Below are 21,532 nucleotides of genomic sequence, written 5' to 3'. Positions count from 1 at the left end.
GAGGCCGTTTTGATGGCAGATAACACAATGACGACGACACAACGTAACATCATGGCGTTTGATCCTAAAGATCATGAAATCGCGCTTTCAACTGAGGATTTACACGTCTTTTATGGTAAATCCGAGGCTATTTCAGAGGGCGATTTACAGTTTGAACGTTATAAGATTAGTGCGTTGATTGGCCCATCCGGTTCCGGAAAGTCAACCTACTTGCGTTCGCTAAACCGAATGAATGACCGTATTGCAACGGTTAAGGGCAAAATTATGTATCGCGGCTTAGATATTAACAGTAATGATATTGATGTCTATGAGATGCGCCGGCACATTGGCATGGTGTTTCAACGGCCTAATCCGTTTGCCAAATCAATCTATGAGAATATTGCTTTTGCACTCCGCCAGCGCGGAATGAACAAGAAACAAGACTTGGATGAAATTGTTGAACGGTCTTTACGGCAAGCGGCGATGTGGGACCAAGTTAAAGATGACTTAAATAAAAGTGCGTTAGCTCTGTCTGGCGGGCAGCAACAACGACTCTGTATTGCTCGGGCAATTGCAATCAAGCCAGACATTTTACTGCTCGATGAACCAGCGAGTGCTTTGGATCCAGTCTCGACAAGTCAAATTGAAGATACTTTGTTAGAACTAAAGCAGAATTATACCATTATTATTGTGACGCATAATATGCAACAAGCATCGCGAATTAGCGACTATACCGCGTTCTTTAACCTCGGCAAAGTCCTAGAATACTCAGAGACCGGTGAGATTTTTACCAATCCTCAGGTTGATCTGACGAATGACTATATTTCCGGAAACTTTGGATAGGAGGACCGTTCATGAGTACAATTTTAACGACCGAGAACTTATCATTATTTTATGGTAAAAAAGAGGCCCTCAAAGGAATTAACATTGATTTTGATGATAAAGGAATCACGGCTTTGATTGGGCCCTCTGGCTGTGGTAAATCCACCTTTTTACGTTGCTTGAACCGGATGAACGATCTGATTCCTAATGTAACGATCACGGGTGAGGTGAACTTCAATGGTCACAATATTTATGCGCCCACGACCGATACGGTTCAATTGCGTAAAGAGATCGGCATGGTGTTTCAACAGCCGAATCCCTTTCCATTCTCAATTTATGAGAATGTCATTTACGGGTTACGGTTGACAGGAGTCCATGATAAAGAACGCTTAGACGCGGCGGTAGAAAGAAGTCTGAAGCAGGCTGCAATTTGGGATGAAGTTAAGGACCGGTTGCATGCCAATGCGCTATCATTGTCTGGTGGGCAACAACAACGGGTTTGTATCGCACGCGTCCTAGCCGTCGAACCTGATATTATCCTTTTAGACGAGGCCACTAGTGCACTTGATCCGATATCGAGTCGGATGATTGAAGAAACCCTATTGAATTTGCGCCAGGATTACACTATCATAACTGTTACGCATAACATGCAACAGGCGTCACGAATTTCTGACCGAACGGCGTTTTTCCTGAATGGTGAATTAATTGAGGTCAACGACACGAAACAGATTTTCATGAATCCAGTTAAACAGGAAACCAATGACTATATTTCAGGACGATTTGGTTAGGAGGAAAAAAACATGCGACGACTTTTTGATGATGAACTAAACGATATTGATGCAAACTTCACTGAAATGGGAATGATGGTTAGCGAGACGATTGAAAAGGCAGTCAAGGCGTTTATCGACCATGACCGCGACCTCGCACAAGAAATCATTGATAATGATGCTAAAATCAACCAACGAGAAGTTGAACTAGAACAGAAATCATTTGAGATGATTGCGTTATACCAACCCGTCACTTCTGATTTGCGAGAAATTGTCACCATTTTGAAAGCCGTCTCTGAATTGGAACGGATGGCCGATTATGCACGTAATATTGCTCACGCTACGATTCGGGTCAAAGGAAATGTGCGCGTCCCTGAAATTGAGGCAGCGTTATCAGAAATGGGGAATCGCGTGCGAAAGATGGTCGAAGAGATGTTGGCAGCTTACGTCAAAAGTGATGATCAGGAAGCACGCCGGGTCGCAGCTAAAGACGCAAAAGTCGGGGAGATGTATGATCGTATTAATGAGAAGGGAATCTCCAAGATGGAGCGCCATCCTGAGACGGTCATCGGTTCCACGGATTACCTGAATGTTGCAACTTACCTAATGCGCATCGGGGCGTTAGTAACTAATATTGGTGAGTGGATCGTGTATTTGAATACTGGTGAGATTATCGAATTGAATCCAGAAAGTTCTAATTTAGTGTAACTAATCATAAATAATTGCTTAAAGCCGGTCGTCTAGTTTGCAACCGGCTTTTACAATTAGTAAGATATGGTTAGATAAACTGATAAGGAGCGTCTAACGATGAAATCAAATACAAAACAAAAGTTAACTAAATCTAATAATCGCGTTTTCGCCGGCGTCCTCGGGGGCATTGCTGAATATTTGAACTGGAATGCAACGATTCTACGAGTACTCTACGTTATTTTAACCTTGGTTACCCATGGCTTTGGTGTTTTGGTATACTTAGTATTAATGACAATTATCCCAAGTAAACCAGACAATACGGGTTTCTTCGAACAGATGCGGCAAAGTACCGGTACTCAAGCTAAACCGCAAGCGCATGGGCGCAAAGAGATTCATAACGTTCATGAAGAGGATGATCCGCGTCACTAAGATTAATGGAGTGATTATACAGTGGGCTTTTGGAAACGAATTTTAATCAATACAATCTTATTTATTGCGATTGCTGGCTTTTTTCAGAGCAGTTTTCACGTTGCAAGTGTGTGGATGGCTTTAATTGCCAGTTTTGTGCTTGCAATTTTAAACGCCGCTATTAAGCCGTTTTTGCTGTTATTATCGTTACCGATTACGTTATTGACACTCGGGCTATTCAGTATTGTCATCAATGGTTTTATGCTTCAGATGACATCCTACGTTGTGGGTAAGGCCAATTTCGGCTTTTCGAGTTTTGGCATGGCGATGGTTGTTTCGATTCTCATGTCAATTGCTAACGTGATTGTTTCCAACTTTTTCGCGAAAGACGGCGTTGATGGTGAATAAAGCGCTTTAAAGTGCTAAGATTAGAAGATAGAAATAATCCGTTTTCAGTCATAAAAGTGTGGCCGCTTGAAAGGGTAGCGTAATGGCGCGACTGGACAACGCGGGCCACACTTTTTTATTAGTGGAACAATTAGGAGGGATTCTTTTGGCAGGAAGTGTAACCGTTGCCGATTTGGTGAAAAATACGCGCCTGGATGTGTATCATGGCGCTGACTTATTAGAAAAGAAAGATATTACAACGAGCGACATTTCACGTCCGGGGCTGGCGTTGACCGGTTACTTCAACTACTATCCTCGTGAACGAGTGCAATTGCTAGGTAAAACTGAAACCGCTTATTCGAAAAATATGAGTCATGATGAACGACTGATGATTTTTCGTAAGATGTGTCAGTTAACCACACCCGCGTTCGTCATTTCAACGGGGTTACCCGTTCCAGAAGAACTCGTGCAAGCCGGTGAGGAAAATGGCGTGCCGATTTTAGGAACGAAAATGACATCATCACGGATTCTAAGTAATATGACGAATTACTTGGAAGGTAAATTAGCTGAACGACAATCTGTCCACGGGGTATTAGTTGACATCTATGGATTAGGTGTGCTGATTACTGGTGATTCCGGTGTTGGGAAGAGTGAAACGGCCCTGGAATTAGTCAAACGGGGGCATCGTTTGATTGCTGATGACCGGGTCGATGTCTATCAACAGGATGAACAAACGCTTGTCGGTGAAGCACCCGCAATCTTGAATCACTTATTGGAGATTCGAGGTATCGGAATTATTGATGTTATGAATCTTTTTGGCGCTGGGGCTGTTCGTCAAGATACCGACATTGACCTTATCGTGCACCTTGAGAATTGGACGCCGGATAAGCAATTTGATAGACTAGGAAATGGAGAACAGAACCGGAAATTCTTTGATGTTGAAGTTCCTGAAATCTCGATTCCAGTTAAGACTGGACGTAACCTAGCAATCATTATCGAAGCAGCGGCCATGAACTTTCGGGCCGAGAGCATGGGCTACGATGCGACCAAGGTCTTTGACGATAACTTGAACAAGTTGATCAAAACGAATTCCGTGCATGATTCTCACAAGTAATAAGGAGATGGCAGTAGCGTGAATACCGTTTTAGGGGCACTTAACCCAATTGCACTGCGGTTAGGACCAATTCAGGTCCATTGGTACGGCGTCATTATTGCTAGTGCCGTCGTCATTGCGGTTGCACTAGCAGTACGTGAAGGTCAGCGACGGGGTGTTCGGCCCGATGACATTTACGATATGATTTTATGGGCACTTCCGTTTACTTTAATTGCGGCGCGGACTTACTATGTGATTTTCCAGTGGTCATATTATCGTCAGAATCCCGGTGAAATCATCCGTATCTGGGATGGTGGAATTGCCATCTATGGTGGCTTGATTGGCGCCGGAATTGTGGTCATTTTATTCTGTCGGTCACGCTTTATCCCAACTTGGCTAATGCTTGATATTGCCGCACCAACGGTGATTATGGGCCAAGGTATTGGTCGCTGGGGTAACTTTATGAACCAGGAGGCTTTTGGTCGAGTGACTAGTCTGAGTTTCTTACAAGGCTTGCACTTACCTGATTGGCTGATTAACCAGATGTATATCCGTGGCGCGTATCGGCAACCAACATTCTTGTATGAGTCGGTATGGGATCTATTAGGATTTGCCTTACTGATGCTCACGCGTCATCGCACACATTGGTATAAGCAGGGTGATGTCTTCTTGACTTATGTTGCTTGGTACGCCTTTGGCCGCTTCTTCACAGAAGGGATGCGGACTGACTCGCTCATGCTATTTAACGTTATTCGGGTCTCACAAGCGTTGTCAGTGGTACTGTTCTTTGGTAGCATTGGCTTAATGATCTGGCGCCGGCATCACAATCCGAATAATCGTTGGTATTTAGCGGGTTCTGGTCAAAAGGTTGTCGCAGAAAATAAGTAGATTAGAGGGTTATTTGAATGATGAAAAAAATTGCCGTTTTAGGTGCTGGCTCATGGGGTAGCATTTTGGCAAATCTGTTGGATGAAAATGGCCACTCAGTGCGGCTCTGGTCGTACTCACCGGCCCAAGTCACAGAATTAAATAAGCAACACACGAATGAGCGATACGTTCCTGATTTTAAATATTCAGAAACGTTGACTGCTTATTCTAATCTAACACAGGCGATTGATGGTGCGGATGTAATCTTGTTTGTCGTACCAACCAAAGCGATTCGCGAAGTGGCCCAACAAGTGACTGCCGTGCTTGCCAAGACCCATCAGCGGCCGATTATTGTGCATGCTAGCAAGGGACTCGAACAAGAGACACACAAGCGGCTGTCGCAAGTTTTGGCAGAAGAAATTCCCACCGAATTACGACAAGCGATCGTTGTCTTATCGGGCCCTAGTCATGCTGAAGAAGTGGCCCGCCACGATATTACGTTGATTACGGCGGCTAGCGCCGATGAATCTGCAGCCGAATTAGTACAGCAACTCTTCATGAATGACTATTTCCGCATTTACACGAATACCGACGTGGTTGGTGTTGAACTAGGTGCGGCGCTCAAAAATATCATTGCCCTGGGTGCTGGTGCGCTACACGGCCTGGGCTATGGTGATGACGCCAAGGCAGCCTTAATGACTCGTGGTTTAGCTGAAATCAGTCGGCTCGGAGTGGCGTTGGGCGCAGAGCCGTTGACATTTATCGGTTTATCCGGTGTTGGCGATTTAATTGTTACGGCAACTAGTGTCCATTCGCGTAACTGGCGTGCTGGTAATGAGTTAGGTGCTGGTCAGGACCTCAAGACGGTGATTGATACCATGGGCATGGTTATTGAAGGTATCCCGTCAACTAAAGCCGCTTACGAGCTTGCACAGCAACAAAATATCGAAATGCCCATCACTGAAGCGATTTATGATGTATTATATAAGAGTGCCGACATTAAGGAAGTCATTCCACAATTGATGCGGCGCGAGGGGAAACCTGAGATTCAGTAGGAATTTCCAAACTAATTTCACTATTTTTAGGAGGATTTATCACATGTCAAAAGTTAGAAAAGCCGTTATCCCAGCGGCCGGATTAGGAACACGGTTTTTGCCTGCTACTAAGGCGATGCCTAAAGAAATGTTACCAATCGTTGATAAACCAACGATTCAGTTCATTGTTGACGAAGCTCGTAAATCGGGGATCGAAGACATTGTTATCGTCACGGGTAAGAGCAAGCGTAGTATTGAAGATTACTATGATTCTAACCCAGAATTAGAGGATAACTTACGGGCTAAGCACAAGGAAGAAATGCTCAAGCTGGTTCAAGAAACCACAGACATTAACTTGTACTTTATCCGGCAATCACACCCACGTGGTTTGGGCGATGCCGTTTTAACGGCTAAAGCTTTCGTTGGTGACGAACCTTTCGTCGTCATGCTTGGTGATGATTTAATGGAAGACAAAGTACCGTTAACCAAACAGTTAATGAATAGCTATGACAAGACACATGCGTCAACGTTAGCTGTTATGAAGGTTCCTCATGAGGAAGTTTCTAAGTATGGGGTTATCAATCCTGAAAGTGAAAAGGAACCGGGCCTATACAACGTTAATAACTTTGTTGAAAAGCCATCGCCTGAAGACGCGCCTAGTGATCTTGCTATCATTGGTCGTTACTTATTAACACCAGAAATTTTTGATGTTCTTGAAAACCAAAAACCTGGTAAGGGTGACGAAATTCAATTGACGGATGCCATTGATACGTTGAACAAGACTCAGCGGGTCTTTGCCCATGAATTTAAGGGGACTCGGCACGATGTTGGCTACAAGTTTGGCTACTTGAAGACGACGATCGAATACGGGTTAACTCATCCGGATGTTAAGGCTGACTTGCGGACTTACATCAAGGATCTTGGTGCTAAGTTATCTAAAGAAGATAGCGCCGCTCCTAAAACAACGAAGAAACCAACTAAATAATACTTGATTAATTAAAACAACCGTGAAATCTATTAAGATTTCACGGTTGTTTTTAGTTAACTGCTGAATAATTGCGATTCACTAATTAAGCTGGCACCTAGTGGTCGGCTTTTAATTTGAATAAATGGGGCTTGCCATAATAATAACCTTGGCGTAGTGAAATATTTAAGTCATTCGCCATTTGATCTTCGGCATCGTTTTCAACACCCTCTAGAATTAACCGGATATCATGTTGTACCGCAATGTCGCGCCAGAATTTTAATTGAATGGGAATCTCGTTTTCACGATCTTCGGCCCGAAAGTTTTGCATGGCGAATTTGATTTCTTCGGCCGATTCGAGTAGCGGTTTAATGTGGTCGTAAACGTTGATTCCCGTGCCAACGTCATCAATGCTAAATTGTAGGCCGTTAGCCTTGTACTTATCAATTTGTTGTTGCATCGCCGCCAGTGTAAACGTATCTTCACCGGGTTCTTCTGTGACTTCGACGATAACATGAACCGGGAATAGCTTTTTCTGAGCATCAATGACTGCGGCAGCAATATCATCATTTAAAAATTGCTTGCGATTAAAGTTAATTGATACTGACCCGATTTTTAATGCAAGCTCACTAGCCGTAGCCTTTAGTAAGCTGACTTGTACATCGATCGGAATATTATCGAAGCTTTCTGGTAAGGTCCACCGGTCCTGATCAGTCTCACGATAGCGAATCAGCATCTCGTAGCCAATCAGTGAATTATTAAATTTATCTAACTGGGGCTGAATAAAATAGCGGTACATAAGGGAACTCCTTAGACTTGAATTAACACGATTTGATGCTTCCTAATACATACTATACCAAAAAATGAATAAGTGAAACTGTTTGACACCATCTTTTTTTGCATGGTATCGATTATCAATTGGGCTAATGATGATTGTGCTAAACTGCTTGGTGAACAAGGTAATTTTCTGAAAATGAGTAAAAAGTCAATTAGTGGTTACCTGGCAAAGCTGGTATGGACGATATTATGAGAATAACTGCTTGCCAGCGTATCGCTGATTGGTTTTTAAAAGTAGTTATGTTTCATCATGACCTGTATTTATATTGACTAGAGTTATGTATTTGCGCAGTAAAGCGGTTATAATATACCTATGGTTAAATAAATAAAATTATAATTGGGAGCAAAATGAAATGAAGATTGTAATTGTTGGATGTACGCATGCGGGGACCGCTGCGGCTGCACAAATTCTGAAGGATCATCCGGAGGCTACGGTCACGATTTATGAGCGTGATGACAATATTTCATTCTTATCATGTGGGATCTACCTTTATCTCGGGGGAAAGGTCAATCACTTGGAAGATATGTTCTATTCGTCACCAGAAACGTTAGCCAAGTTGGGGGCAATGGTCAGAACCAAACATAACGTGTTAAAAATTGACGCCCAGTCGAAGACCTTACAAGTGGTTGACATGACTACTGGAAAAGTGTTTGGCGATACTTATGATAAATTGATTATGACGACTGGTTCAAATGTTGCGGTCCCGCCGATTTTTGGAATCGATGAGTCTAAGGTCCTATTATGCAAGACCTACAGCCAAGCACAGGAAATTTACCAAACAGCCCAAGACAATCAGCGGATCGCAATCATTGGGGCGGGTTATATTGGAACCGAATTATCTGAAAGTTATGCAAATACACATCATGAAGTAACGTTATTCCAATCGCATGATCAAATTTTGAATAATTACATTAGTAAAGAAATTTCAGACCAAGCAGTTCAGCTATTAAAAGATCATGGCGTGAACGTGCTATTGAATCACCAAGTAACTGCCTTTACTGGTAATGATGATGGTGAACTTGTCATTGAAACCAATCAAGGCGATTTTAATGCTGATCTAGCAATTGTCGGAACTGGGTTTGTTCCCAATACAGAACTGTTACGCGGTCAAGTTGAGATGGATAAGCACGGTGCCATTATCATCAATGATTACGTTCAGACCTCTGACCCAGATATTTACGCTGCTGGTGATTCTTGTGTCGTTAACTTCAACCCAACTGGGCGTTCGGCTTATACGCCATTAGCAACCAATGCGGTTCGGCAGGGTGCGTTAGCGGGGGCCAATGTTTTTGGTAACCAGCAACGATATATGGGGACTCAAGCGACATCGGCCATGCAACTCTTCGATCACACGCTGGCAACCACGGGGTTAACACTGGCAATGGCGAAATTGAATCATATTCCAGCTGAACGGGTGACTTATGAGGGCAACTGGCGACCAGCTTACATGCCAAGTACGGCGAAACTGACGATTGAATTAATTTATAATCCGGAAAATCGTAAAATTCTCGGTGCTCAGTTCTTAAGTGCGCATGAAGTGGCACAGTCTGCTAATGCGTTATCAAGCGCGATTCAAAATGGAAACACCATCGATGATCTAGCATTTGTGGATATGTTATTCTCACCTAATTTTGATGAACCATTCAATTATCTGAACCTCGTCGCCCAACAAGCGATTGAACAAGAACGCCAGGCAGGCCGCAATCACCCACGAATTACGGCCTATGGCGATTGGGCCAAGCAAAATGATAAGGATTTACAATAAGAAGTAAGTCTTACCATGGGTTGAATTCAAGTGAACTGGCATAATTTTATTTATTTAAATCTCGGTTTTTAGTCAATATATGGTTAAAAGCTATAATTGACTTCAGTTGTGTACAAACAAGATAGTCGACAAATGTAAATTTTGGGGGTATATTAAGCGTCATAGGAATTTAAGTGGAAGGGGTCTTTAGAAATGGCAAAGAGTTACGACGTGATTATTATTGGTGCGGGGCCTGCCGGCATGACAGCCGCCCTCTATGCTTCACGAGCCAATCTATCAGTGCTACTATTAGATCGCGGAATCTATGGTGGGCAAATGAATAATACCGCCGCAATTGAAAATTATCCGGGCTTCAAATCTGTTTTGGGGCCGGATTTGGCTAAAGACATGTATGAATCAGCGACCCAGTTTGGTGCTGAATACGCGTATGGTAGCGTCGAATCCGTTGAAGATCGCGGCGATGTTAAAATCGTGACGACGGATAGCGATACGTTTGAGACTAAGGCCCTTGTCATTGGGACTGGTTCTGAATATCGTAAGCTGGGTGTTACTGGCGAGGATACGTATGGTGGCCGCGGTGTCTCATACTGCGCAGTTTGTGATGGAGCGTTTTTCCGTAACAAGCATGTAGTTGTCGTTGGTGGCGGTGACTCAGCGATTGAGGAAGGCACTTACCTGACACAGCTTGCTGATAAGGTGACGGTTATTCATCGTCGTGACCAATTGCGGGCACAACAAATCTTACAAGATCGGGCTTTTGCTAATCCAAAGATGGAATTTGTTTGGAATAGCAACGTGACGGAAATCATCGGTGATGATAAGAAGGTCACGGGAGTTAAGGTTAATAATAATAAGACTGGTGAAGACAGTGAGATTGCGGTCGATGGTGTCTTTATCTATGTTGGTATTAACCCAATTACGAAGCCATTCAGTAATCTTGGGATTACTGACGAAAACGGCTGGATCGAAACTAATGACCACATGGAAACCAAGGTCCCTGGTATTTTTGCAGTCGGTGATGTTCGTAAGAAAGATTTACGCCAAGTTGCGACGGCGGTTGGTGAAGGCGGAACTGCCGGTCAAGGCGTTTACACTTATATCACTGCTTTAGGCGACAAAGTTAACAATTAAATAAAATTAAAAAATGCGTAGCTGATTTAATTGAGATCAGCCACGCATTTTTTATTGGTAAATATAGCGTTAGTCATTGTTTGACGATGACCAAAGGTTCGCGAATTAGTGTTGATAGGGAAATAGAAGCAATTGCTTGTTAGTATACGTTGCCAGGTAAATATCACTGACAGTATAGTGCTGGGCCTGCAATTGGGTCAGTAACCAGGCTTCATCATGATTACTAGTTTCAAGCGCATCGAGGTTGACCTGACCATCGACGATTATTGGATACTTGACGGCGTCGTCGCCCACTTGGGTAATCGTCAGTTGGCCGTTTTGTTCAAGTACGGCCCGTTTGACGTAGCGAATATCCGTGATACCTTCCGTACGCAAGCGAAACATCAGATCGTTAGCACTCATCCCATTTTTGAGGGCCGTGCTGACGAGTAATTGCCCATTTTTAATCAATAGCTGTGGCTGTCCATCAATCAAACGTTTCACGTAGCGATTGTGATGTGTTAGGAATCGCAGGACCAGCACTAGCAGTGTCCAGATGAGAAGCACTAAAATGTATTGTAAAACAGTAACGCTGGTACTATAAATCATGCCCCCAACGATTGCACCGAGAACGTAGTTTTGAACTTGGTCGAGGGCGCTGATTGGCGCAAGGTTACTTTTACCAGATAGATTGATTTGTAGAATGATGGTCAATAGCCCGAGGGCCAGTTTGATCGTCACATCCCAGTATGAAAACATTTATTGCCCCTCCTTAACATAATTGATTGTTGATTGAATCGGTGTGGCTTTAGTCAGGGTATAACTGTTTCCATCCGTATTGATCGTCACGTTATAGATATGGTCATGGACTTTAATGAGCATCCCACTGCTGACAGAACTTGTATTAGACCAGACCGCGGTTTTACGAACCCCTTTTTCTTTGGCGACACGCTGCATAATTTGTGTCACTTGTGATTTTTGGTTGAAACTATTTTTGATTGTCTGCCATTCATTAAATTGAATGCCGACGAGCAGCAATAATAATAAAACCATGATAATGAATAAGTCGCGGTATTTTAGGTCTGTTTTATGGCGGTACCATAACCAGCTGAGTATGGCGATTATTAATATAATGATGCCGATGGCTGCGAGTTGGACAAGAGTATGATTGTTATTTTGATGGACTAAGTAGTTGTATGAATAAAAAGTCATGATGGCCTCCTTATAAGATTTATTATAGCAAGTTTTGATAGTGACTGAACTAACTAGCACTTCAGAATTTATGGGTATTCGCACTGATGCGGGCCCACTACGCATTTAAAATGCATTAATTAATGGATTTTCTTAGTAAATTTTACTTTGTAAAGTGTGTCAATGTTGTATACTATTTTTGTAAGCACTAACAAATATCGGAATTGGAGATGGTTTTTGTGAGTTGGCAGGATACTTATAATACCTGGAAAAACCAAGCGACACTTGAAACTAGTTTAAAACAAGAATTGACGGGCATGGCTGGCGATGACGCCGCCTTAGAAGACGCCTTTTATGAACCAATGGAATTCGGAACCGCGGGGATGCGGGGGGTACTTGGACCTGGTATCAACCGGATGAATATTTATACGGTTCGTCAAGCAACGGAAGGGTTAGCACGCTTCATGGATACCTTGCCTGCTGAGGTTAAGGAACGCGGGGTAGCAATCAGTTTTGATTCCCGCCATCATTCAGAAGATTTTGCGCATGAATCTGCGCGAGTATTGGGCCAACATGGTATCAAGTCATACGTTTTTGAAAGCTTGCGGCCAACCCCAGAACTTTCATTTACCGTTCGGCATCTGCATACTTACGCAGGGATCATGATTACGGCGAGCCATAATCCGAAGCAATATAATGGCTACAAGATTTATGGCGAAGATGGTGGTCAAATGCCACCTAAGGAATCTGATCTTATCACATCATATATTCGTAAAGTTGACGATGTCTTTGCGATTGCCGTTGCTGATGAACAACAATTATTAGCTGATAAGACGGAAACCATTATTGGGGATGATGTCGATCAGGACTACTTAGCTAAGGTCAAAGAAGTGACGATCAATCAAAAACTAGTGGATGAAGTCGGTAAGGACATGAAGTTAGTCTTCACACCATTACATGGGACTGGCCGGATGCTTGGCGAAAAGGCTTTGAAGAATGCCGGGTTTAAAAACTTCAGTGTTGTTAAGGAACAAGCTGTGGCTGACCCTGAATTCTCGACGGTTAAATTCCCTAATCCTGAATTTCCTGAAGCCTTTAAGATGGCCATTGATTTGGGTAAAAAAGAAGGTGCGGATGTCTTGATTGCGGTTGATCCTGATGCTGACCGGTTAGGGACAGCTGTTCGTCAACCTAATGGTGAGTATGTTCTGTTGACGGGTAATCAAATTGCCGCTGTCTTGTTACACTACATCTTGCAAGCAAACAAGGATGCCGGGACGTTACCGACCAATGCGGCCGCAGTTAAGTCAATTGTTTCAAGTGAATTTGCTACTAAAGTAGCGGCTTCATATGGTGTCACGATGATCAATGTCTTGACCGGTTTCAAGTATATTGCTGAACAAATCGAACATTTTGAAGCCACTGGCGAACATACCTATATGTTTGGTTTTGAAGAAAGTTACGGTTACTTAATCAAACCATTTGTTCATGACAAGGATGCGATTCAAACCACAGTGCTTTTAGCCGAAGTAGCGGCTTATTATAAGCAACAAGGTAAGAACCTTTATGATGGATTACAAGACTTGTTTAAGGAATACGGTTACTTCCGCGAACAAACCACGTCCGAAGAATTTGATGGCGTTGGCGGCAGCGATAAGATTGCGGCTCTGATGACTAAGTTCCGAAGCGAAGCACCAACTGCCTTTGCCGGCTACGATGTCACTGGGACTGAAGACTTCCAGAGTCAAACGGAAAGCTTTGCTGATGGCCACACGGCACCAATTGCTTTGCCAAAGGCGAATGTCTTGAAGTATCATTTAAATGATGGCACTTGGATCGCCATTCGGCCATCTGGTACGGAACCAAAGATCAAGTTCTACATTGGAACGCTAGGTAGTACGTTAGAAGAAGCTAATGATAAGTTAGCGAAATTTGAAGATGCCATTCAAGCGTTTATTAAAGAATAAATTGGTTATTTAGTCAGAAGTTGTACGGCCCAGCTGACTAGCCATGCTAAGTGATAAATAACGCCTTACGAAATTTCAAGTTAATTTCGTAAGGCGTTATTTAGTTGTTGTTCACATTAGAAATTAATTCATTGTCGGATATTCAAAGTTGACGGGGTCACCGGGTAGGCGTAATAATTGCGGTTTGCCATAGTAATAACCTTGTCGAAGATTAATATCGAAGTGACTACTCAAGTGATCATCTTCGGCGTCTTCAATCCCCTCTAAGATTAAACGCAATCCGTATTCACTACTGATGGCCCGCCAAAAATGGAGCTTTTGCTGAATCTTAGGATCTTTGATATCACTGCGGAAGTTTTGCAACGCAAATTTTAATTCAGAAGCTAATGGCAAAATTTCTTGGATACTCTTGAAATCGTTAATTCCGGTACCAACATCATCAAGTGAAATTTGCATACCATGTTCGATGAACCCCCGTAAGTGTGGGATTAACATGGTATCTGGATAATCCTTAGGACTACGTTCCTCAGTTAGCTCAACGACTAATTTAGCAGGATAGAGCTGAACCTGACTTTGAATAATGGCCTTCGCAACCGTTGTATCCATCAATTGTTCGCGACTGATATTGACTGCACAATAACGAACTTTTAGTCCAAGAATTTTAGTCGTTGCAATGAGCAGATCAGAGGTAACTTGTGAACTAATTGCGGCAAAGGATTCAGGCAGACGCCAGCCGTCTGGGGTTAGTTGTTTGATTAGTAGTTCGTATCCGTAAACTGTATTGTTGAGTAAGTTAAGTTGAGGTTGTACAAAATAGCGGTAAATTGGTTCCATAAGTACCATCGCCTTTTATAATAAGTTTAAAATCATTGAATCGTTTTAATATCAACCGAATCGCTGTATACTCTAAGTATACGTCAACTTAAATAAATGTTTAACTTAATCCAAGTTAAATTTTAACTTTTAATGAAAGCTGTGGTCGAAACAATGAAAGTTGCCATTATTGGCTGTACACATGCGGGGATTGCCGCCATGAAACAAATCTTGAAATATTATCCGGGCACTGAAATTACCGTCTATGAACGGCACGCGGATATTTCATATATGTCTTGTGGGACTTATCTACACTTAGGGGGTACCATCCATAATTTGGATCAAGCGTTGTACGCTAATCCTAGTGAATTTAGTGAACAAGGTGTGCAGATGCGGATGCAGTATGATGTGATCAATGTGAATGCTGATAAGCATACAATTTTGGCTCAAAATTTACAGACAAAAGAATTACAAACGGATCACTATGATAAGTTAGTCATGGCGACGGGTTCAATCACTGCAATCCCGGCTATTCCGGGCGTAGAGAATCCTAAGGTCATGCTTTGCAAAACATGTGAACAGGCCCAGCAACTCTACGAAGCAGCTAAACATGCACACCATATTGCAATCGTTGGTGGTGGCTATTCGGGGGTGGAACTTGCTGAGGGGTACGTGAAGTCCGGACACACTGTGACGTTGTTTCAACGGGGCCCCCACTTAATTAATGAGTATCTTGATCCACAAATTTCTGAGAAGATCGAAGACTTGTTAACGACGAAAGGCATCCAAGTTAGAACCAATGCACAAGTGACGGCTTTTAGTGATACGGCTGATAATCGACTACGAGTTGCAACCGCTGATAGTGAAGAAATATTTGATATGGCTGTTATTTGTCCGGGGGTGATTCCACAATCAGAGTTATTGGCGGGACAGGTCAACCGAACGAAGCAGGGGGCCATTGTAACGGACCGTTATATGGGAACCTCCAACCCGGATATATTTGCGGCTGGCGATGTGACGGAAGTTAACTTTAATCCTACGAAGGAACACGCCTATATGCCATTAGTCTCACATGCAATTCGGCAAGGTGCACTGGCAGGAATTAATATCTTTGATAAACGCTTAGGTGCAATTGGTACGCAAGCGACGACTGGGATGTTGATTTTTGATCAGACCGTGGCTTGTGCAGGTCTGACCTTAACGGCGGCCAAAGCAGCTAACTTCGATGCCCAAGCAGCTTTTTATGAAGGCAATTATCGGCCGGACTTTATGCCTACCACGGCGAAAGTCATGATTGAGTTGGTTTATGATCAACAAACGCGGAAGGTTTTGGGTGGTCAACTAATGAGTGCTCATGAAGTTTCACAATCAGCAAATACGTTGTCCGTAGTGATTCATAATGGTAATACGATTGATGAATTAGCCTTCATGGATATGCTATTCTCACCCAACTTTGATGAACCGTTTAATTACTTGAATTTAGTGGCGCAGGCTGCAGTAGATCAGGAACATGGCTATCGTCGGAATAATTAAGTTTTTGCACTAATTATGGTCAGAAGGTGCTGGTTGTTAAAATCAAGAACAGCCAGCTTAGACCCGCTGGAATAAGTTCAGATTAGCGTAAACTTGTGTGGTGAGTGTGTCCGATACCGTTCTTCAGTTATTGCTGCCAATCGGCTGGGATGGTATTCAAAACGAATGTGCTACGTTAACGTTTGTTCCAAGTCTAACGGAGTAGGATGGTTCAGCGACAGTTTAGCTTGGGTTAAGCGGTCGTTCATCTGCCACTCGAGTGGTTTCCTGGAAGTCAGACGAGGACGCGCATATGCTGACGGGCAAGAATCCAACTAACTGGCATGTTTTAATAATAAGTGCTGGTGAATCCATAAAAATAATGAGCCAAATAAGGTGGCCGCCTAACAGTGGGTTTCATAACCTGACTGTTAGGCGGCCACCTTTATATTATTTGAAAGCGATTGGTCAAGCATAGTCGTTGGGATCAGCGGCTAGGGGTTGGTAAGCGTCCATTTCGGTGTCGCGGTAGTCCCACCATTCGTTAACGTAGCCGACAAAGCCCGCGGCGGTCATGGCGGTGTCCAGCAGCTGATAATTTTTTTCTTGAAGTGCGGTTCGAGGAGCGTCACGGTGAGCAGCTGCCGTGAAGTCATCGAAGGCAGTTGGCATTGTTAACTCGCTACCATCAGGATGGGCCAGGGTCAAATCTAAGGTGACGCCTTTTTGGTGGCTGAAATTAGGATTAGGCTGGGCAACAAATTCTGGATCAGGATACACTTCAAATAAACGGCGCTGGGCGCTGACGGGCCGATAAGCATCCCAGACTTTGAGCCGATAACCTTGTTGTTTAACCAGGGCGCTTGCCTTGGCGAGTTTGTGGGCCGTGCCAGTGCGAACAATGGCCGTGGTAAAGTCGTAAATCACTTGATGAGTAAAGTTATTGGTGGTGGCATAACGCAGGTCAACGATGATTTCGGGGTCTAAGTGTTGAATATTGGTGAAACCAGTTAAAGCTTGATCCATAGTAGGGCCTCCTTAGAATTTAGTTATGCTTATTGTATCTGATTGGCCGATATTTTACCGACTAAAAGGGTTGTAAATGGTGTCAAACTTTCTGCTAGCTTTCAATCCGGGTCCCTGATATGATGGAAAGCGGTGTAAATTTAACAATTGATTGAAGAGGTGAGGTCGCATGGATCGACAAACACGACGCGCAATTTTAATTTTAGTTTTTAGTGAGTTTTTAGTTTGTTTAGGGATTAGTTTAGTTATTCCGGTCATGCCGTTTATTAAAAATGAACTGCATTTAACGGCTACCGATATGGGAATAATGAATGCGTTATTCGCATTGGCACAATTTGTGGCCTCACCCATTATTGGCCGGGTTTCAGACAAAGTTGGTCGCAAGCCCGTATTAACGGTAGGGCTAGTCTTATATATGGTCTCGGAAGTACTATTTGCGCTAACCAACCAGCTGTGGGTCTTTAATATTTCCCGGATTGTTGGTGGCTTATCAGCAGCGATGGTCGTTCCGACGGCGATGGCGTTAGCATCCGATATTACGACCAAACGACAGCGAGCTAAAGTAATTGGCTGGTTATCGGCGGTCTTTAGTGGTGGCTTGATTTTAGGACCCGGTATCGGTGGGGTATTGGCTGGCATTAGTTATAAGACGCCGTTCTGGGTTGCTGGTGCATTGGGATTACTCAGTGCTATTGTGCTCGTCATTCTGTTGCCTGCGGATCGTCAGATTGATCCTGATCGCGAAGCAATTACGGCCACGACAACGACGACCAATCATCCGATGACGCGGGCATTTTGGACCGTCCCGATTATTATATTATTTACGATGATTTTAGTGTCTTCCTTTGGCTTACAGGGGTTTGAGAGCATTTATAGTATTTACGTGAATGAAGTCTTTCACTTTAGTCTGAGCAACATTGCGTTGGTCTTGACTTTAAATGGTTTGATTTCGCTCTTCCTACAGGTGGCACTATTTGATACCTTTGTCCAGCGTTGGGGCGAACGGCGGGTCATTCGGGTGTGCTTTGCAGCTGCGGCGCTCTGCACTATCTGGATTACGCAGGCTCATTCGAAAGTTGCTGTCATGGTTGCAACGCTCGTTATTTTTTCGGCATTCGATCTTTTGCGGCCCGCTATTACGACCCTATTAACGAAAGCAAGTGAGGCCAACCAGGGGCTAATCAATGGGCTTAACATGTCCTTAACGAGTGTTGGCAATATCGTTGGCCCAATCATGTCGGGGATGTTACTAGATATGAATTATCACTATCCATATCTGGTGGTGGCCGGATTCTTGATTGTTTCTTATTTAATGGCATTTATGTTACGATTACCGAACCAGGTTCATTCACATCAGCAAGTTTAACATTGCATAGCAGTTAAGCTAATCAGCGAAAGCGCTCCGGGTTTGCGTCCCCGGGGCGCTTTTGTTACACTTAGGCCAAATTAGATTGAAGGATGGTGGGCTGCAATGGGAATGCATCAATATTTTCAGAGCTTAAGTAATTTAGAAACGATTCAACGGGCCCCGGGTTTTTTTAAGTATCAGAATCATTCAGTTGCGGCGCATTCATTTAAGGTTGCTGAAGTCGCCCAATTTTTAGGTGATGTGGAAGAAAATGCCGGAAAAATTGTTGATTGGCGAGCCCTCTATGAGAAGGCGCTGAATCACGACTATAATGAGCGGTTTATCGGGGATATTAAGACGCCTGTCAAGTACGCAACGCCGACGCTACGGACGATGCTGGCGGATGTTGAGCATAAATTATCACAAAATTTTGTGCAAAATGAGATTCCAGCTGAGTTTCAGGCAGCTTATTCACGGCGTCTATCAGAAGGCAAGGATGAAACGCTAGAAGGCCAGATATTGTCGGTAGCCGATAAAATTGACCTATTGTATGAGTCGTTTGGTGAAATTCAAAAGGGTAATCCGGAACCAGTTTTTAGGGATATTTATCAAGAAAGTTTAAAAACAATTGTCGCGTTTAAAAAGATGACTAGTGTTCAATATTTCTTAAAAGCAGTGCTACCAGAGATGTTAGCGGAACCGTTCACGCATCAGGATCAATTACAGGCGCTGACGACCCAGATTTTAACGGCCGGGCCGCAATCCGATTAATGGCGAAAGTATGTTCGATGTGCTAAAATTAAACGCGATTTGAATGTGATAGGGAAGCGCGGGCTTGCCTATTTTTTATGGTGCGACAGTAAGATTTAGTTATCAATAGATGATATGAACGGGTGACCGTTTAAAAGGAGGACTACGTTTGATTGATCGGGTAGATAATAATCATTTTGACTTAGTTTCAGATTACCAACCAACGGGCGATCAACCCCAAGCGATCCAGCAATTAACCGCTGGCATTGAATCGGGAGAAAAAGAGCAGATCTTGTTGGGGGCGACCGGGACCGGGAAGACCTTTACAATTTCGAACGTGATTGCAAAGGTGAATAAGCCAACGTTAATCTTGTCACATAACAAGACGTTAGCGGGTCAATTATACGGGGAGTTTAAGAAGTTTTTCCCGAACAATGCCGTTGAATATTTTGTGAGTTATTACGATTATTATCAGCCGGAAGCGTACGTGCCTTCGAGTGATACCTATATCGAAAAGGACTCGGCAATCAACGATGAAATCGATAAGTTACGGCACTCTGCGACCAGCTCATTATTGGAACGCAACGATGTGATCGTCGTGGCATCGGTCTCCAGTATTTTCGGTTTAGGGGATCCTCACGAGTACCAAGATCACGTAGTCTCACTGCGAGTCGGCATGGAGATCGACCGCAATGATCTGTTGCGTAAACTTGTTGATATTCAATTTGATCGTAACGATATTGATTTCCAGCGGGGGCGTTTTCGGGTCCATGGTGATGTCGTAGAAATCTTTCCGGCTTCACGGGATGACCACGCATTGCGCGTTGAATTCTTTGGCGATGAGATTGATCGAATCCGTGAGATTGACGCCTTAACCGGTGAAATTGTGGCTGATCGTGAACATGTTGCGATCTTCCCAGCGACCCACTTTATGACGAATGATGCGATTATGGAACACGCCATCAAGGGCATTGAAGATGAGTTGGACGGCCGCCTGAAAGAATTGACAGCCGATGGCAAATTGTTAGAGGCGCAACGACTCAAGCAGCGGACGACCTATGATGTCGAAATGCTCAAAGAAATGGGCTACACTAGTGGTATCGAGAACTATTCACGTTTTATGGATGGCCGTAAACCTGGCGAACCACCGTATACGTTACTGGACTTCTTCCCGAAGGACTTTTTGCTCGTGGTCGATGAGTCACACGTGACGATGCCCCAAGTTCGGGGAATGTATAATGGGGACCGAGCACGTAAACAAATGCTAGTCGATTATGGCTTCCGTTTGCCAAGTGCGTTGGACAACCGGCCATTGAAACTTGAAGAAGTTGAACAGCATATTAATCAAGTGGTTTATATGTCCGCAACGCCGGGCCCTTACGAAATGGATCGGACCAAGCATGTCGTCCAGCAAATTATTCGACCAACTGGTTTATTGGATCCTACGATTGAGGTTCGACCGATTATGGGTCAGATCGATGACTTAGTGGGTGAAATCAATAAGCGCATTGAAGTCAACGAACGGGTCTTTATCACCACGTTGACTAAGAAGATGGCGGAAGATTTGACCGACTATTTTAAGGATTTAGGCATCAAGGTACGGTACTTGCACAGTGATATTAAGACGTTGGAACGGACGCAGATCATCCGCGACCTGCGTCTGGGCAAGTTCGATGTGTTGGTCGGGATCAACTTGTTGCGGGAAGGAATTGACGTTCCCGAAGTTTCACTAGTTGCGATTTTGGATGCGGATAAAGAAGGTTTCCTTCGTAACGAGCGTTCATTGATCCAAACGATTGGTCGGGCGGCTCGTAATGAGCACGGTTCAGTGATTATGTATGCTGACACCACGACTGATTCGATGCAGGCCGCGATGGATGAGACTGCACGTCGTCGTGCCGTACAGATGAAGTACAATGAAGATCATCACATCACGCCACATACGATTAAGAAGGCCATTCCAGAGCTAATTGCTTCGACGAAGACCACTGAAGACGCGGGCAAGAAGGATGACTTCTTAGAAACCGACTTTGATGATATGACCCGTGAACAACAATTAGATATGATTAGTAAGTTGGAAGAACAGATGAAGACCGCCGCTAAGAAGCTCGACTTTGAACAAGCCGCAACGCTGCGTGATACGGTCATGGAATTGAAAGCACAAATTAGCTAGCAGGTTGCTGGCTTGAGATTGAGGAGGC

General features: G+C 43.7%; 21 protein-coding genes. 16 read left to right on the top strand and 5 right to left on the bottom strand.

Going from position 1 to position 21,532, the window contains the following annotated elements:
* The first annotated feature begins 12 nt into the window (after nucleotides 1–12).
* The 9 genes from pstB (MMY95_RS02040) (at nucleotide 13) to galU (ending at nucleotide 7,032) form a co-directional block, all read left to right on the top strand.
* Entirely contained in the window at nucleotides 13–822 is an 810-nt protein-coding gene (gene pstB / locus MMY95_RS02040; RefSeq protein ID WP_003641002.1) for a phosphate ABC transporter ATP-binding protein PstB, read from the top strand.
* 11 nt (nucleotides 823–833) lie between these two features.
* Nucleotides 834–1,589 carry a phosphate ABC transporter ATP-binding protein PstB gene (gene pstB, locus MMY95_RS02035; protein ID WP_003646079.1) on the top strand — a complete coding sequence of 252 codons (756 nt, stop codon included), beginning with the start codon at nucleotides 834–836 and terminating at the stop codon, nucleotides 1,587–1,589.
* Nucleotides 1,590–1,601: 12 nt separating this feature from the next.
* Nucleotides 1,602–2,276 (top strand): phosphate signaling complex protein PhoU, encoded by a 675-nt coding sequence (gene phoU / locus MMY95_RS02030; RefSeq protein WP_003641004.1) that lies wholly within the window; start codon nucleotides 1,602–1,604, stop codon nucleotides 2,274–2,276.
* A 99-nt stretch (nucleotides 2,277–2,375) separates the two neighbouring features.
* A complete protein-coding gene (locus tag MMY95_RS02025) occupies nucleotides 2,376–2,687 on the top strand; it encodes a PspC domain-containing protein (protein WP_003641005.1) in 312 nt (103 codons plus the stop codon).
* 21 nt (nucleotides 2,688–2,708) lie between these two features.
* Nucleotides 2,709–3,074, top strand: coding sequence for a phage holin family protein (locus tag MMY95_RS02020; RefSeq protein WP_003641006.1), 366 nt, complete (start codon nucleotides 2,709–2,711; stop codon nucleotides 3,072–3,074).
* Nucleotides 3,075–3,219: 145 nt separating this feature from the next.
* Nucleotides 3,220–4,167, top strand: coding sequence for an HPr(Ser) kinase/phosphatase (hprK, locus tag MMY95_RS02015; RefSeq protein ID WP_003643956.1), 948 nt, complete (start codon nucleotides 3,220–3,222; stop codon nucleotides 4,165–4,167).
* Nucleotides 4,168–4,185: 18 nt separating this feature from the next.
* A complete protein-coding gene (gene lgt, locus MMY95_RS02010) occupies nucleotides 4,186–5,034 on the top strand; it encodes a prolipoprotein diacylglyceryl transferase (RefSeq protein ID WP_003646080.1) in 849 nt (282 codons plus the stop codon).
* Between the two features lie 17 nt (nucleotides 5,035–5,051).
* Nucleotides 5,052–6,068: an NAD(P)H-dependent glycerol-3-phosphate dehydrogenase gene (locus tag MMY95_RS02005; RefSeq protein ID WP_021357360.1), complete on the top strand. Its 1,017-nt coding sequence runs from the start codon at nucleotides 5,052–5,054 to the stop codon at nucleotides 6,066–6,068.
* A gap of 43 nt (nucleotides 6,069–6,111) precedes the next feature.
* Complete coding sequence (gene galU, locus MMY95_RS02000; RefSeq protein ID WP_003641010.1) at nucleotides 6,112–7,032, top strand: UTP--glucose-1-phosphate uridylyltransferase GalU; 921 nt, start codon at nucleotides 6,112–6,114, stop codon at nucleotides 7,030–7,032.
* 97 nt (nucleotides 7,033–7,129) lie between these two features.
* Here the strand turns inward: galU and MMY95_RS01995 are convergent, their stop codons facing one another.
* Nucleotides 7,130–7,810 carry an EAL domain-containing protein gene (locus tag MMY95_RS01995; protein ID WP_003641011.1) on the bottom strand — a complete coding sequence of 227 codons (681 nt, stop codon included), beginning with the start codon at nucleotides 7,808–7,810 and terminating at the stop codon, nucleotides 7,130–7,132.
* A gap of 391 nt (nucleotides 7,811–8,201) precedes the next feature.
* Here MMY95_RS01995 and MMY95_RS01990 point away from each other — a divergent pair, with 391 nt between their 5' ends.
* Both MMY95_RS01990 and trxB read left to right on the top strand, forming a co-directional pair.
* Nucleotides 8,202–9,614, top strand: coding sequence for an FAD-dependent oxidoreductase (locus MMY95_RS01990; protein WP_241277476.1), 1,413 nt, complete (start codon nucleotides 8,202–8,204; stop codon nucleotides 9,612–9,614).
* A 192-nt stretch (nucleotides 9,615–9,806) separates the two neighbouring features.
* On the top strand, nucleotides 9,807–10,745 hold the full coding sequence (trxB, locus tag MMY95_RS01985; protein ID WP_003641020.1) for a thioredoxin-disulfide reductase: 939 nt from the start codon (nucleotides 9,807–9,809) through the stop codon (nucleotides 10,743–10,745).
* Nucleotides 10,746–10,850: 105 nt separating this feature from the next.
* On the opposite strand, the gene MMY95_RS01980 is transcribed toward trxB, so the two are convergent.
* Nucleotides 10,851–11,483 (bottom strand): DUF421 domain-containing protein, encoded by a 633-nt coding sequence (locus MMY95_RS01980; protein ID WP_003641021.1) that lies wholly within the window; start codon nucleotides 11,481–11,483, stop codon nucleotides 10,851–10,853.
* A complete protein-coding gene (locus MMY95_RS01975) occupies nucleotides 11,484–11,936 on the bottom strand; it encodes a DUF3290 domain-containing protein (protein ID WP_003646084.1) in 453 nt (150 codons plus the stop codon).
* A gap of 218 nt (nucleotides 11,937–12,154) precedes the next feature.
* Between MMY95_RS01975 and MMY95_RS01970 the strand changes: the two genes are divergently transcribed.
* Nucleotides 12,155–13,882: a phospho-sugar mutase gene (locus tag MMY95_RS01970; RefSeq protein WP_003646085.1), complete on the top strand. Its 1,728-nt coding sequence runs from the start codon at nucleotides 12,155–12,157 to the stop codon at nucleotides 13,880–13,882.
* Between the two features lie 123 nt (nucleotides 13,883–14,005).
* Here the strand turns inward: MMY95_RS01970 and MMY95_RS01965 are convergent, their stop codons facing one another.
* On the bottom strand, nucleotides 14,006–14,716 hold the full coding sequence (locus MMY95_RS01965) for an EAL domain-containing protein (protein WP_021357362.1): 711 nt from the start codon (nucleotides 14,714–14,716) through the stop codon (nucleotides 14,006–14,008).
* Between the two features lie 153 nt (nucleotides 14,717–14,869).
* Here MMY95_RS01965 and MMY95_RS01960 point away from each other — a divergent pair, with 153 nt between their 5' ends.
* Nucleotides 14,870–16,228: an FAD-dependent oxidoreductase gene (locus MMY95_RS01960; protein WP_003646086.1), complete on the top strand. Its 1,359-nt coding sequence runs from the start codon at nucleotides 14,870–14,872 to the stop codon at nucleotides 16,226–16,228.
* A gap of 447 nt (nucleotides 16,229–16,675) precedes the next feature.
* On the opposite strand, the gene MMY95_RS01955 is transcribed toward MMY95_RS01960, so the two are convergent.
* Nucleotides 16,676–17,233: a M15 family metallopeptidase gene (locus MMY95_RS01955; protein ID WP_003643967.1), complete on the bottom strand. Its 558-nt coding sequence runs from the start codon at nucleotides 17,231–17,233 to the stop codon at nucleotides 16,676–16,678.
* Nucleotides 17,234–17,402: 169 nt separating this feature from the next.
* On the opposite strand from MMY95_RS01955, the gene MMY95_RS01950 reads away from it, so the two are divergent.
* The 3 genes from MMY95_RS01950 (at nucleotide 17,403) to uvrB (ending at nucleotide 21,504) form a co-directional block, all read left to right on the top strand.
* Entirely contained in the window at nucleotides 17,403–18,599 is a 1,197-nt protein-coding gene (locus MMY95_RS01950; protein ID WP_241277475.1) for an MFS transporter, read from the top strand.
* Between the two features lie 105 nt (nucleotides 18,600–18,704).
* Nucleotides 18,705–19,352, top strand: coding sequence for an HD domain-containing protein (locus MMY95_RS01945; protein WP_003646087.1), 648 nt, complete (start codon nucleotides 18,705–18,707; stop codon nucleotides 19,350–19,352).
* Nucleotides 19,353–19,500: 148 nt separating this feature from the next.
* Nucleotides 19,501–21,504, top strand: a complete 2,004-nt coding sequence (gene uvrB / locus MMY95_RS01940; RefSeq protein ID WP_003641029.1) for an excinuclease ABC subunit UvrB — start codon at nucleotides 19,501–19,503, stop codon at nucleotides 21,502–21,504.
* The last annotated feature ends 28 nt before the right edge of the window (nucleotides 21,505–21,532 follow it).

The organism is Lactiplantibacillus sp. ME-2, assembly GCF_022549155.1.
Taxonomy (GTDB): Bacteria; Bacillota; Bacilli; order Lactobacillales; family Lactobacillaceae; genus Lactiplantibacillus; species Lactiplantibacillus plantarum.
This window is presented reverse-complemented; position numbering and strand designations above follow the sequence as displayed.